The organism is Mitsuaria sp. BK041 (assembly GCF_014193085.1).
Lineage (GTDB): Bacteria > Pseudomonadota > Gammaproteobacteria > Burkholderiales > Burkholderiaceae_C > Roseateles.
Genome location: NZ_JACHYT010000001.1, coordinates 986,785 through 1,001,686, shown reverse-complemented (window position 1 = coordinate 1,001,686; position 14,902 = coordinate 986,785). Strand labels below are relative to the sequence as shown.

The window sequence follows — 14,902 nt, the reverse complement described above, 5'->3', positions numbered from 1 at the left end:
GATGAGTACCTCCCCGCTGCTGTCGCTGGGCATGCGCGCGATGTTCGCCAACCAGGCGGCGTTGCAGACCATCGGCCAGAACATCGCCAACGCGAACACCGCCGGCTACTCGCGCCAGGAAGTGGTGCTGACCACGCCCGAGGGCCAGTTCACCGGCGCGGGCTACTTCGGCAAGGGCGTGAACGTGCAGACGGTCACCCGCTCGCACAACGAGTTCCTGACCCGCGAGGCGGCGGCCGCCAAGTCGCAGGCCTTCGCCGACACGACCATGCAGGCGCAGCTCGGGCAGCTGGAGAAGCTCTTCCCCACCGGCGCGGACGGCCTGGGGCAGGCGGCCAATGATTTCCTGAACGCGCTGGTCGACGTGGCCAGCCGCCCGTCCGACCCCTCGGCCCGCCAGGTCGTGCTGGGCAAGGCGCAGGCGCTGGCCTCCCGTTTCCAGAGCGCCGGCCAGCAGCTGGCCGACCTGCAGGCCGGCGTCGTCAGCGACATGAACGCCGACGTCAAGCAGGTCAACGAGCTGGCCAAGCAGATCGCCGCGGCCAACGACCAGATCGCGCGCGCCTCCGGCAACAGCCACACGCCCAACGACCTGCTGGACAAGCGCGACCAGCTGATCTCGCAGCTCAGCCAGTACGTGCAGGTCAGCACCGTGCCCAATGCCCGCGACGGCACGATGGGCGTGTTCATCGGCGGCGGCCAGGTGCTGGTGCTGGGCGGCCAGGCGCAGCAGCTCTCGGTCACGCCCGACCCCTACGACGGCGCGCGCGCGCAGCTGTCCATCAGCGACACCAGCGGCACCCGCGCGCTGGACGACAGCACGCTGACCGGCGGCTCGCTGACGGCGCTGCTGCGTTACCAGAACACCCACCTGCAGGACGCCCGCAACCTGCTGGGCCAGATGGCGACCGCGGTCGCCACCCGCGTCAACGAGCAGCAGAGCCTGGGCCTGGACCTGAAGGCGCAGGCCGGCGGACCGCTGTTCACCATCGCCGATCCGGCGGTGCGGCCGGCGTCGACCAACCGCGGCGACGCCACCGTCAGCGCCACCGTCACCGACGGCGCGCTGGTGCCGGCGCTCTCGTTCACCGTCACGCCGGACCCGACCGGCACGCCCGACAGCTACCAGATCGCGGTGCGCCCCGGCGGCCAGCCCACGATCATGAGCAACGACCAGATCAAGGCGGCCTACGGCATCAGCCTGTCGACCAGCGGCACGATGCAGCCGGGCGACAGCTTCCTGCTGGAGCCGGTGGCCAACGCGGCGGCCAGCTTCAAGCGCTCGCTCGACGATCCGTCGGGCCTGGCTGCGGCCTCGCCGATCATCGCCACCACCGACGTCAACAACAGGGGCACCGCCACCGTCGACGCGCTCTACGCGGTCAACGACAAGTTCGACAAGAGCAAGCAGCCGGCGACCGTGCAGTTCGGCAGCGTCAACGCCGACAACAGCATCAACTACACGATCACGCTGTCGGACAACACCTCGGTCAGCGGCACCTGGAAGGCCGGCGGCAAGATCGGCAACGATCCGGCGGCGGGCGTCGACCTGGGCTTCGAGCTGAGCCTGAACGGCGTGCCGCGCGAGGGCGACAAGATCGCGCTGCAGGTCTCCGATCAGGTGGTCTCGACCAACAACGGCAACGCCAAGGCCTTCGTCGCGATGCAGAGCGAGCCCTTCCTGGGCAAGCAGCTGCAGGCCGACGGCAAGCTCTCGCGCGGCCAGACCGTCAACGAGGCCTATGCGTCGGCGATCGCCGACATCGGCTCGCGGGTGCAGGGCGCGGACTACCTGGCGCAGGTCTCCACCACGGTGGCCTCCGCGGCGGAGCAGACCCGTTCCAGCCAGGCCGGCGTCAACCTCGACGAGGAAGCCGCCAAGCTGATGCAGTTCCAGCAGGGCTACCAGGCCGCCGCCAAGATGCTGCAGGCCGCGCAGAGCCTGTTCGACCAATTGCTGAGCGTCGTCGGCCGCTGACGCGGCGCACGACCCGTTTCCAGAAGGACGCCGCCATGCGACTCGCCACCAACAACATGTTCGACGCCAGCATCGCGACGCTGCAGCGCCGCCAGCAGGAGATGCAGGAGGCGCAGCAGCGCCTGACCAGCGGCAAGCGCGTCGAGAAGGCCAGCGACGACCCCACCGGCGCGGCGCGGGCCGAGCGCGCGCGCACCTCGATCGGGCAGGTCGACGCCAGCCAGCGCGCGCTGGAGGCCAGCCGCAACAGCATGACGCTGGCCGAGAGCGCGCTGGGCGACGCCAACGAGCTGATGCAGCAGATCCGCGAGACGCTGGTCGCCGCCGGCAACGCCAGCTACAGCGACCCCGAGCGCAAGGGCCTGGCGACCAAGATCCAGGGTCTGCGCGACCAGCTGCTGGCCATCGCCAACCGCACCGACGGCGCGGGCGGCTACCTGTTCTCGGGCCAGGGCACCTCCGGCGTGCCCTTCCTGGACAACCCGGTCCAGCGCGATGCCAACGGCGCGCGCATCGGCGGCGGCGTCGGCTTCGAGGGCATCTCGGGCAGCGTCACCACCGGCAACCTCGAGAACTATCCGCTGAGCGTGGACGGCCGCGCCGCCTGGGAGCAGGCGCGCAGCGGCAACGGCAGCTTCGAGACCGGCCCCGCGCCCAACGTGCTGACCGGCAAGGCGTCCACCGGCTACATCGACTCGGGCCGCGTCACCGACCCGGCGCTGGTCACCGGCGACAGCTACAGCATCGTCATCAGCGGCACCGCGCCCTCGCAGACCTACACCGTCTTCAACGAGAGCCAGGGCCACGTGCCGGTGGCCAGCGACAACTACAGCGGCGGCAACACCATCAAGTTCGACGGCATGGCGATGACGGTCGCGGGCACGCCGTCCGACGGCGACAGCTTCAGCGTCAAGCCGTCGACGGCCGACCTCAAGCTCTTCGAGGTGCTGGACCGCACCATCGAGTCGCTCAAGACCACCGGCCGCACCGCGCCCGAGATCACGCAGAGCAACCTGATGAACCTGCGCGACGTGGATGCGGTCATGGGCAACCTGGCCAACGTGCGCAGCCAGGTCGGCGAGCAGATGAACAACCTGGACGGTTCCGAATCGCGGCTGCAGACGCTCAAGGTTTACAACCAGGCTGAGCAATCTGCCGCAGAGGACCTGGACATGACCCAGGGCATTTCCGACTTCCAGAACCAGCAGACGGGCTACGATGCGGCGCTGAAAACCTACTCGATGGTGCAGCGCATGTCGCTGTTCCAGTACATCAACTCCTGATGCGCCGATCTGCATGAACTCGACACACGCCGTGCTGGGCCAAGTGGCCCTGGGCTACGCGCCCCTGGTTTCCAAGTCCTTCGACATCGAAGCCACACGCGTCACCGTGTTCGCGCTTCGCCCTGAAGCCACGCCCGACGCGTCGGCCCTGCTGGCGGCGCTGGCCGAGGCCTTCCCGGCCAGGCCGGTGCTGCTGAACGTGGCGCACGAGGGGCTGCTCAAGGGCCTGCTGGCCGCGGCCCTGCCCGGCAACATGAAGGTCGAGGTGCCGGCCTTCCTGCTGTCCGATGCCGACCTGGCCGCGCAGGCCCAGGTGCGGGGCGCGCTGCTCAAGGGTCGCTCGGACGCGGCCGGCTTCAAGCAGCTGGTGCTGGACCTGCAGGAGCTGGGCGGTGGTCCGCTGCCGGCCGGCAAGTCGGTGCTGGTCTCGGGCGCGCGCAGCGCGGCCGATTTCAAGCAGGCGCTGGACGGCGGCGCCGCCGGCGTGCTCGGCTGGACCGTGCATGGCGAATTCGAGGCCCCGGCCGTCCCGGCCACCCGCAACGACGGCCAGGCCGACCTGCAGGTGATCGTGGAGCTGATGTCGCGGGTCGACCAGGGCGAGGACGTCGAGCGCCTGGAGCAGACGCTCAAGCGCGATCCCAGCCTGGCCTTCAAGCTGCTGCGTTACATGAATTCGGCGGCCTTCGGCCTGTCGGTCGAGGTGTCCTCCTTCCGCCACGCGATCATGCTGCTGGGTTATGCGCGGCTGCGCCGCTGGCTGGCGCTGCTGCTGGCCACGGCCAGCAAGGACCACGCGATGCGCCCGGTGATGTTCGGCGCGCTGCGCCGCGGCCTGGTGATGGAGGAGCTGGCCAAGAGCATGACCGACTCCGAAGTGCGGGACGAGATGTTCATCTGCGGCCTGTTCTCGCTGCTGGACCACATGCTGAAGCAGCCGTTCGAGAAGCTGCTGCAGTCCATCCCGGTGCCGGAGCGGGTGCGCCAGGCGCTGGTCGACAAGACCGGGCCGTATCACGGCTACCTGCAGCTGGTGCAGGCGATCGAGAACGAGTCGGTGCTGGACGTGCGCGACGCGCTCGACACGCTGATGCTGGGCCCCGACGAAGTCAACCACGCCGTGCTGCGCGCGCTGCACAAGGCGGCGCAGCTCGAGTGATGACCGCTGCGGGGTGAGGGTCTTCTAAACTCGCCCCGTGTCGCCCCAACTCCCCCTCGCCTCCCCCGACCTCGACGCCCTGCGCGCGCTGCTCACGGCGCGCGGGCAGGACGTGCCCGGCCTGCTCGCCGGGCTCTGGGACGGCCCCTGGCCCGCCTTCGTGCTCGACGCCAAGGGCCAGGCCTTGCTCACCAACGCGCGGCTGCAGGGCCTGATGGGCGAGGTCTCGCTCCAGGGCCAGCGCCTGCTGCCCAGCGGCAAGGCGCAGGAGCTGCGCCTGGTCGACGACCAGGGCCGCGAGCACCTGCTGCAGGCCTGGGTGCATCCGCTCGAGGGCGGCCTGGGCCTGGCGCTGCTCCAGGACCACAGCACCGAACTGGCCGCGCGCGAACGCGCCGAGCGCATGCAGTCGGAGATCGACCAGTGGCTGGACCTGTGCCCGCTGCCGGCACTGATGCATGACGACCAGGGCCTGCTGCTGCGCTTCAACGCCGCGTTCACCGCACTGTGCCGGCGCCTGAGCCCGCAGATGCCGATCAGCCTGCACGAGCTGCCGCCCGAGTGGCGCGACTTGCTGCATGCCAAGGCGCCCGAGTCGGGCCAGGAATCCCATCGCAACGCCCTGCTGGCGCCGCCCGGCGACCGCCGGCGCTGGATCCGCGTGCGCGCGCGGCGCTTGAGCGGCCCGTGGTCGCGCCCGCGCACGCTGGTGATGCTGGAGGACCGCAGCGCCGAACAGGACCTGGAACTCGCGCAGCAGCAGCTGCAGACGCTGATGGACACGGCCGGCGTCGGCCTGGCGACCTTCCAGCCGGAAGCCGGCTGGTCGCGGCCGGGCACCGGCGCGCCGCCGCCGCCGTCCTCGCCCGGCGAGGACACCCCGAAACAGGCCCCCTCGCTGCAGGGCGTCAACCGCGAGATGGTCGAGCCCGACTCGCGCGCCGAATACGAGAAGCTGCAGCTCGCGCTCAAGCAGGCCACGCCGACGGTGGCGCGCTACGCGGTGCGGCATCCCGAGCACGGGCTGCGCTGGCTGATGACCCGCGTGGAGATCGGCCAGCTGGCTTCCGGCCAGAAGACCACCTCGGTGTTGACCGTCGACATCACCGACCACCAGCAGGCGCAGGAACGCAACGAGCTGCTGCAGCACTCCCTGCAGCTGCAGACCGAGCGCGAACGCGCGGTGCTGGACTCGGTGCTGGTGGGCATCGTGACGGTGGGCCGGCACGGGATCGAGTGGATGAACCGCTCGGCGCGGCGCATGTTCGGCGGTGACCTGCCGGAATTCGCCGGCCAGCCGATCAGCAGCGTCGCGACCGAAGCGCCCGACCATCCGTTCCGCCAGACGCATTACCTGGACGACCTGCCCGAGGGCCAGGCCGAGACCTTCGAATGCCGCGTCGTCGCGCGCGACGGCCGCGAGTTCTGGGTGGTCGGCAACGCGGTGGCGACGATGGGGCCGGACGGCTCGCGGCAGCTGACCTACGCGCTGCTGGACATCGAGCGCCGCCGCCAGGCCGAGGCGCAGAGCCTGCAGGCGCAGGCCTCGCTGCACCGGATCATCGAGGCCGCGCCGATCGCCATCAGCCTGCACGACGCCCGCACGCTGCAGGTGCGCCAGATCAACCAGGCGGCCGCGGCGCTGGCCGGCCGCCCCGAGGAGGAGCTGCTGGGCGCGAGCCTGGAGGCGCTCTTCGGCGGCGGCGACGAGGCCGAGACGATCCGCGCCGACATGGAGTTCGCGCTGCAGAGCAGCGAAGTGCTGCAGCGCGAGTACCGGCTGACGGTGCGCGGGCAGGCGCGGATCTGGGATGCGCGGCTGCTGCACCTGGCCGGCGTCAACGATGCCAGCGGCGAGCTCGAGCCGGAGCAGCTGCTGCTGGTGGCCAGCGACGTGACGCAGCAGCGCGCGCAGGAGGCGGCCCGGCTGGAGGCGGCGATCGCGCAGCGCGAGCTGCTGGTGCGCGAGGTCCACCACCGCATCAAGAACAACCTCCAGGGCGTGGCCGGCCTGCTGCAGCAGATCGCGGCGCGGCGCCCGGAGGTCAAGGCGGTGATCAACGAGGCGGTCGGCCAGGTCCAGGCGATCGCGCAGGTCTACGGGCTGCAGGTCGGCATGTCGGGTCCGCTGCGCCTGCGCAAGGTGGTCGAGGCGGTGATGGGCTCGGTGCAGCGGATGTCGGGCCGGGAGATCCTGGTCGAGGTCGACGGCGCGATGGCCGAGCAGTCGCACCGCTGGGGCCTGCCCGAGGCCGAGGCCATCCCGATCGCGCTGACGCTCAACGAGCTGTTCACCAACGCGGTCAAGCATGGCGGCGACGCGCCGGTGCGCTGCGAGCTGCGCTTCGATCCGGAACAGGTGGTGCTGCGCATCGTCAACACCGGGCGGCTGCCGCCGGGCTTCGACCTGGCGCAGGTGCGGGGCGGCGTCTCCGGCCTGGGCCTGGTGCGCGCGCTGCTGCCGCGCCGCAGCGCGCTGCTGGGCCTGACACAGGACGGCGAGCAGGTGGTGTGCGAGCTCAGTCTGTGGCCGCCGGGGGTGCAGTTGCTCGAGGCCTTGTGACGACTCGCAACCGGGCCAGCCCGCCGCGCGGGGCATGCGCGGCATTTCGGTGACAATCCCCGGTCACCCCTCGGGGATGCCTTGGATTCGGGAGCAGCGTGGACAGCGTGAGCAAGGACGTGGGCGCGAGCGGCAAGGGCCGCATCCTGGTCGTGGACGACGACCGGCTGGTGCTCGCCACCCTGACGCATGGCCTGGCCCAGGCCGGTTATGAGGTCCTGGACGCCGACAACGGCGACGACGCCATCCTCATCGCCAGACAGCACCGCCCCGACCTCGCCCTGCTCGACATCCGCATGGAAGGCATGACCGGCTTCGACGTGGCCGGCTACCTGCGCGACTACCTGCAGCTGCCCTTCATGTTCCTCTCGGCCTTCGCCGACGAGGCCACCGTCGCCAAGGTCAAGGAACTGGGCGCGCTGGCCTACCTGGTCAAGCCGCTGGACATCCACCAGATCGTCCCCGCCGTGGAGGCCGCCTTCGCCAACCGGCCCGCCCGCGCCGACGCGGCGCCGCCCGCACCGGCACTGGAGCCGGCCTCGGCGTTGGCCGTGGTCGAGGCGATGGCGCTGGGCGTGCTGATGCACCGCTATTCGTTGACCCGCGCGCAGGCGCTGGCGCGACTGGAGCGCATGGCCGCCGAGCAGCGCATCGAGCTCGGCGAACAGGCGCGCCGCGTCGTCGAGGCGGTCGAGCAGCTCGCGCTCGGCAGTTGATGGCCTTCGGACCGCCACGCGGCCCGCGACGCAAGCGCGCGGACCGGTCTCAGCTCGGCAGGGTGAAGTAGAAGCGGGCGCCCTGCCCGACTTCGGATTCGGCCCAGATGTCGCCGCCGTGCCGGCGCACGATGCGCCGCGCCGAGGCCAGGCCCACGCCGGTGCCCTGGAAGTCGCTCGCGCTGTGCAGGCGCTGGAAGACGCCGAACAGGCGGTCCGCGAAACGCATGTCGAAGCCGGCGCCGTTGTCGCTGACGGCGAAGACGCGCTCGCCCTGGCGCTGCTCGGCCTCGAAGCGGATCACTGCGTGCTCGCGCTTGCCGCTGTACTTCCAGGCGTTGCCCAGCAGGTTCTCCAGCACCATGCGCAGCAGCGTCGGATCGCCCTGCACCCGCAGGCCGGGCTGCACCTCGACCTCGACCTCGCGCCCCGGCGACGCGCGGCGCAGTTCGTCCACCACCTGCCCGGCCAGCAGCGACAGGTCCACCGTCTCGTGCCGCAGCGCCTGCGAGGACAGGTGGGACAGGGCCAGCAGCGAGTCGATCATGCTGTGCATGCGCGCCGAGGCGCCCAGCACGCGATCGAGGTGGTCGTTGCCGGCGCGATCCAGCAACCGGCCGTAGTCTTCCTTGAGGATGCGGGTGAAGCCCTCGACCACGCGCAGCGGCGCGCGCAGGTCGTGCGACACGGTGTAGCTGAACGAGGCCTGGTCCGCGCGCGCCTGCTCCGCGGCCTGCATCGCCAGGGCCGCGGGCACCGTCTCCGCCGCGCCCTGCGGCCACAGGCTGAGCAGCGTGCCGCCGCCATGCGGCAGCGCCGTCAGGCACAGCCACCAGGCGCCGCAGGCGCTGCCCGACTGGAGGTCCGGCTGCGCCAGCGCCTGGCGCAGTTCCTCGGGCAGGCGTTCCTCGCAAGCGCGCCACAGCTGGCCTCGCGCCTCCGAGCCGCCCATCATCTGCAGGGCCGCGTCGTTGACATCGATCAGGCGGGTCGAGGCGCCATCGTCGCCGCTGAGCAGCCAGGCGGGACCGGGCAGGGCCTGGAGCCAGTCGGTGGCGCCCGGAGCGGGCGCGGTGGCCGCGGCGGTGTCGGTGTCGACAGCCGGCGGCGCCTCGTCCAGCGCCCGGGCCGCGCCCAGGAAACCGGCGAAGCGGCCGGCGGCATCGGTCGTGGCCTGCGCGCGGAGTTCCCAGCGCCGTCCCTGGGCGTCGACGACGCGCAGCCGTTCAAAGGAGTGGCCCGGCTCGACCCGGGCGCGCACGTCCTGCGGCACGCTGTCCGGGCCGTCCGCGCCGGCCAGCGGCTCGAAGCGCTCCCACAGCCGCTGCGTCACCGCGCCGTTCACCGCCGTGCCGGCCCAGCTCGACGCCGGCGCGCCGGTCGACGCCTGCCAGCGCACCAGATGATGCTGCGCGTCGGTCTGCCAGAGCCAGTCGGGCTGCAGCTGCGTCAGCGCCTGGGCCTGCTGGCGGCTCTCGCGCAGCAGCTCGCCGAACTGGGCGCGCGCCAAGCGCACCGCGAGGTGCCAGGTCAGCGCGGCGACGAAGATCATCAGCGCCGCGCCCGCCATCACGGCGGTCAGCACCAGGCCGGGGCCCGACGGCTCGAGGTTCAACGCCAGCAGCAGGAGCAGGGCCACGACCGCCAGCCCCAAGGCCAGCGCGGCACCCTTCCATGGCCGACGACGAGCGGCGGCGTCCCCCAACCTGTTCATGCGGGCCATTGTATGTAGGCCTCACCAGCCACTCACCGAGGATTCACCATCGCACCATCCCGGCGCGGAGGCGCCGACGCCACACCGGACCCGGGACTTACCCCGAGCGACAGCCCCAAGAACACCAGAATTGACGGCTTTTTCCCACGACTCCATCCTCCTGGTGAACGACAATGGCCCGCAACTCCGCGTGGAACGTCCATGCGGCGCCATGATCAGAAGATGTCACCGGACCACGCCACGACCATGCCCTCCCGGACTCAGCCCGAACCCGCCGTGCTGGACGACCAGGCCCTCGCCCGTCTGCGCGAGTTGGACCCGGAGGGCGTGAACCATCTGCTGGAGCGTGTCGTGGCCGCCTTCCTGAAATCGCTGGACCAGCAGGAGCAGGTGCTCGCGCAGGGCCGCGACGCGCCGCGCGACCTCAACGGCCTGCGCCACGTGGCGCACACGCTGAAATCCGCCGCGGCCAGCCTGGGCGCCGCGGTGCTGTCCCAGCGCTGCGCCGAGATCGAAGGCCTGGCCCGTGCCGGGCACGAGGACGGCCTGGCCGACCTGATCGGCATCGCCCTGGACGACATCGCCGCCGCCCGGCTGGCGATGCAGCAACTGGTGCAAGCCCAGCGATGAGCCGCGTCGTGAAGGAAGGCGAACTGATCGAACGGCCACGCGTCCTGCTGGTCGACGACGACCCGGTCAACCTGATGCTGATCGAGGCCGCGCTGCAGGAGCACGGCTTCGAGGTCACCGCGCTGACCGGCGGCCAGCAGGCGCTGCAGTTGGTGACCCAGTGGACGCCCGAGCTCATCGTGCTGGACGCGCTGATGCCCGACCTGGACGGCTTCGAGACCTGCGAGCGCCTGCGCGCCCTGCCCGGCTTCGAGAACGCCCCCATCCTGATGCTGACCGGCCTGGACGACGAGGCCTCCATCAACCGCGCCTACCAGGCCGGCGCGACCGACTTCTTCGTCAAGTCCACGCAGTGGCGGCTGCTGGCCGGCCGGCTGCGCTACATGCTGCGCAGCTCGCGCACCCGCCAGGAACTGGAGCGCAGCAAGTCCAAGCTGGCGCGCGCGCAGGACCTGGCCCGCATGGGCAGCTTCGAATGGCAGACCGGCCACGGCTTCAAGCTGGCCAACGAGGCGCTGCGCGTCTTCGGCCGCGGGCCGGCCGATCCGCTGGACTTCATCGGCGTGATGCGCATGGTGCCGCGCGAGGAGCGGCTGCTGTTCATGCGGCTGCTGCGCGATGTCGTGGCCCACAACTCGGTCCTGGTGACCGACCTGCCCTTCACGCTGCTGGACGGCCGCAAGCGCGTCATCCACATCGAGGCCGAGCCCGAGTTCAACGAGCACGGCAACGCCTGCGGCTACACCGGCGTCATCCAGGACGTGACCGACCGCCGCATGGCGGAGGACCGCATCCGCGAGCTGGCCAACTTCGACGCGCTCACCGGCCTGCCCAACCGCCGCCAGCTGATGTGGCGCGCCGAGCGCGCCATCGAGGCCGGCCGTCGCATGGGCCATGAGGTCGGCCTGCTGCTGATCGACCTGGACCGCTTCAAGGTCATCAACGACACGCTGGGCCACGCCGCCGGCGACGACCTGCTGATGGAAGTCGGCCGCCGCCTGCGCTCCTGCGTGCGCCACAGCGACCAGGTCATGGAAGGCATGCTGGAGTCGGTCGGCACCCGCTCGCACCGCACGCTGGAGGCGGTCGGCCGCCTGGGCGGCGACGAGTTCGTGGCGCTGCTGCCCGAGGTCGGCGACGAGGGCGATGCCGAGCGCGTCGCCGACCGGGTGCTGGACGCGCTGCGCGAGCCGATCTTCATCGCCGGCCAGGAGTGCTTCGTGACCGCGTCGGTCGGCATCGCGCTCTACCCCCGCGACGGCCTGACCATGGCCGACCTGCTGCGCAACGCCGACGTGGCCATGTACGCGGTCAAGAACCAGGGCCGCAACGCCTCGGCGCTCTATTCGCCGATGCTGGCGGGCCGCGGTCGCGAGAAGCTGGAGCTCGAATCCGCGCTGCACAAGGCGATCGAGCGCGACGAGCTGGTGCTGCATTACCAGCCCAAGATCGACGTGCGCACCGCCCGCATGGTCGGCGCCGAGGCGCTGATGCGCTGGCGCCGCGGCAACCAGCTGGTGCCGCCCGGCGAATTCATCCCGCTGGCCGAGGAAACCGGCCTGATCGTGCCGCTGTCCGAATGGGCGCTGCGCGAGGCCGCGCGCCAGGCCAAGGTCTGGCAGCTGAATTTCGGCTTCAGCGAATCGATCGCGGTGAACCTGCCCAACCGGCTGTTCGAGCGCTCGGACCTGGTCGAGCACATCCATCAGTTCGTCAGCCAGTGGGGCGTGCCGCACCGCGCGATCCAGCTCGAGATCACCGAGACCGGCCTGATGAAGGACCTGCAGAGCGTCATCCCGTCGCTGCACCGGCTCAACGAGGTCGGCGTCGAGATCTCGATCGACGACTTCGGCACCGGCTACTCCTCGCTGGCCTACCTGACGACGCTGCCGATCTCGGAAGTGAAGATCGACCGCAGCTTCGTGCGCGACCTGGGCATCACGCCGCAGAGTTCCGCCGTGGTGACCGCGATCATCGCGCTGGCGCGCTCGCTGGGCCTGCAGGTGATCGCCGAGGGCGTCGAGACGTTGCGCCAGATGGAAGTGCTGCGCCGGCTCGATTGCAGCCTGATGCAGGGTTTCCTGTTCAGCAAGCCGCTGCCGCCCGACGAGCTCGAGCGCTGGCTGGCCCAGACGGTGCTGCCGCGCAAGGCGCCCTGGATCCTGCCGACCACCGAGGTCGGCGACGAAAGCCCGATGCGCTGATCCGGTCGCGTGCCGCGAGCCGCCAGCGCCCTCCCCCGTTTCACCGAGCCCCGACCGATGCCGCAGCAGCCCCCCGCTCTCCTGGCAAAAGCGGCCCTGCGCCGGCTGGCGCTGGACAAGCTGGAGCCGACCCCCGAGAACTACGCCCGTGCCTACGCGCAGGAGGCCGGCGAGCCGGTGCGCGGGGGCGCGTCGACGCAGATGCCCGAACGCGCGCAGGCCTCGATGGCGCGGCTGCTGGGCCTGGCGGTGCCCGATCCGCAGCAGCGCCAGGGTTTCGCGACGCAGCTCAAGGAAGGCCGCTGGGACGAACTGCAGCGCGCGCTGGAGGCGCTGCAGCAGACGCACGGCCCCGGCGCGCAGGCGGAGCAGCTGGCGCAGCTGATCGAGCGGCTGATGCGCGGCCTGGAACGCGGCGGACGGCAGTGGACGCTCGCGCGCAAGAAGGACGGCGTGCTGCGCGTGCTGCAGAGCAATCGCAGTGACCCGCAGCGGCTGACGCTGCGGCTGCGGCAGCTGGTGGCGAGCTGGGATTCGGACGTCAGCGACGCGCGCGTCGAGACGCAGCCCGCGCCGCTGGATGAGTTGCCGTCGACCGTTGGCCTGGGGGCCGCGACCGGCGGCGCGGTGTCGGCCAACGAGGACGGTGAAGACGGCGAGGACGCGCTCGACGACGAAGACCGCGCAGGCACGCCGACGCAGTTCTTCACCGACGAGGAAAGCGCGCAACCGCCCGCGGATGCGCATGCGGTCGACGACGGCCGGCCCGCGTCGGCCGAGGGTGGCCGCTACGGCTCGCTGGACACGCTGATGGGCGCGCCGGGCGCGGCGGCGTCCGCCGGCACCGGCCCGGGCCTGCAATCGTGGCCCGAGGTCGGCACCCACCTGAACGGCACGGTGCGGCATGCCCTCGCCGCGGACGACCTGCGCGCGCAGGAACTGATCGATGCGCTGGGCGTGGCCCATGCCGAGCTGGTCCGCGACGGCGCGACGCCCGAGCGCGCCGCGCAGATGGACGCGCTGTGCATCCGCGCGCGGCGCTGGCTGGACCATCGCAACCACGCCTTCAACGAGCTGGGCAAGCTCTGCGGCGAGCTGACCGGCAGCCTGGCCGACCTGGCCGAGGACGACTCCTGGGCGCAGGGCCAGTGCGAAGCCATGGGCCAGACGCTGGCGCAGGGGCTGACGGCGCGCAGCGTGCGCTCGGTCAGCGAGCTGCTGCACAGCACCCGCGAGCGCCAGCACAGCCTGCGCGAGGAGCGCAGCCGCGCCCGCGACGCGCTCAAGGGCCTGATCAACCGGATGCTGCAGGAGCTGGGCGAGCTCGGCCAGCACACCGACCGCTTCAGCGACAGCGTCGGCAAGTACGCCACCGTGATCGAGCAGGCGGATTCGCTGGAGAGCCTGGCCGGCGTGGTGCGCGAGATGGTCGAGGAGAGCCGCAGCGTGCAGTCGCTGGTGCAGACCACGCAGGGCCGGCTGCGCGAGGAGCACGACCGCGCGGCGCAACTGGCCGAGCGCGTCGAGCAGCTCGAGGGCGAGCTGCGCAAGCTCTCCAGCGAGGTCCAGACCGACCAGCTGACGCAGATCGCCAACCGGCGGGGCCTGATCGCGACCTTCGAGACCGAACGCGCCAAGCTCGAGCGCGATCCCAAGCCGCTGGCGCTGGCGCTGCTGGACATCGACAACTTCAAGAAGCTCAACGACAACCTGGGCCACGCGGCCGGCGACGAGGCGCTGAAGTCGCTGGCGGCGCGGGTGTCGGGGCTGCTGCGGCCCGGCGACAAGGTCGGGCGCTGGGGCGGCGAGGAGTTCGTGCTGATCCTGCCGGAGGCGCCGCTCGAGGAAGCGCAGGCGGTGCTGCTGCGGCTGCAGCGCTCGCTGTCGGCCAGCCTGTTCATGCACGAGGGGCGCGATGTGTTCGTCACCTTCTCGGCCGGCGTGACGCTGTTCCGGGCGGGCGAGACGATGGAGCAGGCGCTGGACCGCGCCGACGAGGCGCTCTACGAGGCCAAGCGCACCGGGAAGAACCGGGCCTGCGTGGCCTGAGCGGCGCCGCCCGATCTGTCCTCAGGCCTTGATGCACTTGCGCACCGTGTCGACGGTGCGGGTCGTGATCTGCTTGCCGAAGGTCTTCTCCAGCATGGTCATGAACAGCGGGCCCTTGTCGTTGGGCAGGTAGTGGCTGTAGACCTCGACGCCCTCCAGCTTGCAGATCGCGGCGCCCTCGCCTTCCAGCGGCAGCGAGACGGGCAACTCGTGCGGGCGCTTCAGGAAGGTGATCAGCGGCTTGGCCGCGGACGGCGGCTGGAACGGCGCATGGTGGTCGGCGTCGACGATCCGGCGCAGGTGCTCGACCGGGCGGACCGTCGTACCGAAGGTCTTGCCCAGCGTGTCGGTCATCGCCTGTTCGGCGCGGCGCTCGAGCTCGTCGACCGGCGCGCCGTCGTGGTCGAACACCACGTTGCCGCTGGAGATCACCGTCTTCACGCGCGTGAAGCCTGCGGCCTCGAAGGCGCGGATCAGGTCCGGCATCTTCGCGTTCATCGGGCTGACTCCGCGAAGGAAGGCGACGTATCGGGGCATGGCGGGCTCCACAAGGACGGGACGGGGACTGGGCCTCGCGGCCCAGAACGGAACGAGCGCCGGAGTCTA

10 protein-coding genes are annotated in these 14,902 nt (G+C 71.2%); 8 read left to right on the top strand and 2 right to left on the bottom strand.

Features of this window, described 5'->3' with window-relative positions; translation table 11 throughout:
• Position 1: 1 nt before the first annotated feature.
• From flgK to FHT38_RS04315, 5 genes are all read left to right on the top strand, one after another.
• Positions 2–1,978 carry a flagellar hook-associated protein FlgK gene (gene flgK / locus FHT38_RS04335; RefSeq protein ID WP_183490220.1) on the top strand — a complete coding sequence of 659 codons (1,977 nt, stop codon included), beginning with the start codon at positions 2–4 and terminating at the stop codon, positions 1,976–1,978.
• Between the two features lie 35 nt (positions 1,979–2,013).
• The gene (flgL, locus tag FHT38_RS04330; protein WP_091722479.1) at positions 2,014–3,261 is read left to right on the top strand and encodes a flagellar hook-associated protein FlgL; all 1,248 of its coding nucleotides are present in this window, start codon (positions 2,014–2,016) and stop codon (positions 3,259–3,261) included.
• Between the two features lie 13 nt (positions 3,262–3,274).
• The gene (locus FHT38_RS04325) at positions 3,275–4,420 is read left to right on the top strand and encodes an EAL and HDOD domain-containing protein (protein WP_091722475.1); all 1,146 of its coding nucleotides are present in this window, start codon (positions 3,275–3,277) and stop codon (positions 4,418–4,420) included.
• Positions 4,421–4,457: 37 nt separating this feature from the next.
• Positions 4,458–6,983, top strand: a complete 2,526-nt coding sequence (locus tag FHT38_RS25585; RefSeq protein ID WP_183490217.1) for a sensor histidine kinase — start codon at positions 4,458–4,460, stop codon at positions 6,981–6,983.
• 98 nt (positions 6,984–7,081) lie between these two features.
• Positions 7,082–7,699: a response regulator gene (locus FHT38_RS04315; protein WP_254783200.1), complete on the top strand. Its 618-nt coding sequence runs from the start codon at positions 7,082–7,084 to the stop codon at positions 7,697–7,699.
• Positions 7,700–7,748: 49 nt separating this feature from the next.
• Here FHT38_RS04315 and FHT38_RS04310 read toward each other — a convergent pair whose 3' ends face one another.
• Positions 7,749–9,413: an ATP-binding protein gene (locus FHT38_RS04310; protein ID WP_183490214.1), complete on the bottom strand. Its 1,665-nt coding sequence runs from the start codon at positions 9,411–9,413 to the stop codon at positions 7,749–7,751.
• Positions 9,414–9,659: 246 nt separating this feature from the next.
• Here FHT38_RS04310 and FHT38_RS04305 point away from each other — a divergent pair, with 246 nt between their 5' ends.
• Genes FHT38_RS04305 through FHT38_RS25230 form a run of 3 tightly spaced genes read left to right on the top strand, consistent with a single transcriptional unit; the run spans position 9,660 to position 14,296 of the window.
• Positions 9,660–10,043 (top strand): Hpt domain-containing protein, encoded by a 384-nt coding sequence (locus FHT38_RS04305; RefSeq protein ID WP_254783199.1) that lies wholly within the window; start codon positions 9,660–9,662, stop codon positions 10,041–10,043.
• Positions 10,040–12,247 carry a bifunctional diguanylate cyclase/phosphodiesterase gene (locus tag FHT38_RS04300; protein WP_091722460.1) on the top strand — a complete coding sequence of 736 codons (2,208 nt, stop codon included), beginning with the start codon at positions 10,040–10,042 and terminating at the stop codon, positions 12,245–12,247. The genes FHT38_RS04305 and FHT38_RS04300 overlap by 4 nt, the downstream gene beginning before the upstream one ends.
• 57 nt (positions 12,248–12,304) lie before the next feature.
• Positions 12,305–14,296, top strand: a complete 1,992-nt coding sequence (locus tag FHT38_RS25230) for a diguanylate cyclase (RefSeq protein WP_255488598.1) — start codon at positions 12,305–12,307, stop codon at positions 14,294–14,296.
• Between the two features lie 21 nt (positions 14,297–14,317).
• On the opposite strand, the gene FHT38_RS04290 is transcribed toward FHT38_RS25230, so the two are convergent.
• Complete coding sequence (locus tag FHT38_RS04290) at positions 14,318–14,833, bottom strand: DUF1697 domain-containing protein (RefSeq protein ID WP_183490211.1); 516 nt, start codon at positions 14,831–14,833, stop codon at positions 14,318–14,320.
• Between the last annotated feature and the right edge of the window lie 69 nt (positions 14,834–14,902).

What these genes read in the sequence shown, in the direction of transcription:
- FHT38_RS04325 (WP_091722475.1), top strand. Translation starts at nt 3,275, where the DNA reads ATGAACTCGACACACGCCGTGCTGGGCCAAGTGGCCCTGGGCTACGCG.
- FHT38_RS25230 (WP_255488598.1), top strand. Translation starts at nt 12,305, where the DNA reads ATGCCGCAGCAGCCCCCCGCTCTCCTGGCAAAAGCGGCCCTGCGCCGG.
- FHT38_RS04300 (WP_091722460.1), top strand. Translation starts at nt 10,040, where the DNA reads ATGAGCCGCGTCGTGAAGGAAGGCGAACTGATCGAACGGCCACGCGTC.
- flgL (WP_091722479.1), top strand. Translation starts at nt 2,014, where the DNA reads ATGCGACTCGCCACCAACAACATGTTCGACGCCAGCATCGCGACGCTG.
- FHT38_RS04305 (WP_254783199.1), top strand. Translation starts at nt 9,660, where the DNA reads ATGCCCTCCCGGACTCAGCCCGAACCCGCCGTGCTGGACGACCAGGCC.
- FHT38_RS04310 (WP_183490214.1), bottom strand. Translation starts at nt 9,413, where the DNA reads ATGAACAGGTTGGGGGACGCCGCCGCTCGTCGTCGGCCATGGAAGGGT.
- flgK (WP_183490220.1), top strand. Translation starts at nt 2, where the DNA reads ATGAGTACCTCCCCGCTGCTGTCGCTGGGCATGCGCGCGATGTTCGCC.
- FHT38_RS04290 (WP_183490211.1), bottom strand. Translation starts at nt 14,833, where the DNA reads ATGCCCCGATACGTCGCCTTCCTTCGCGGAGTCAGCCCGATGAACGCG.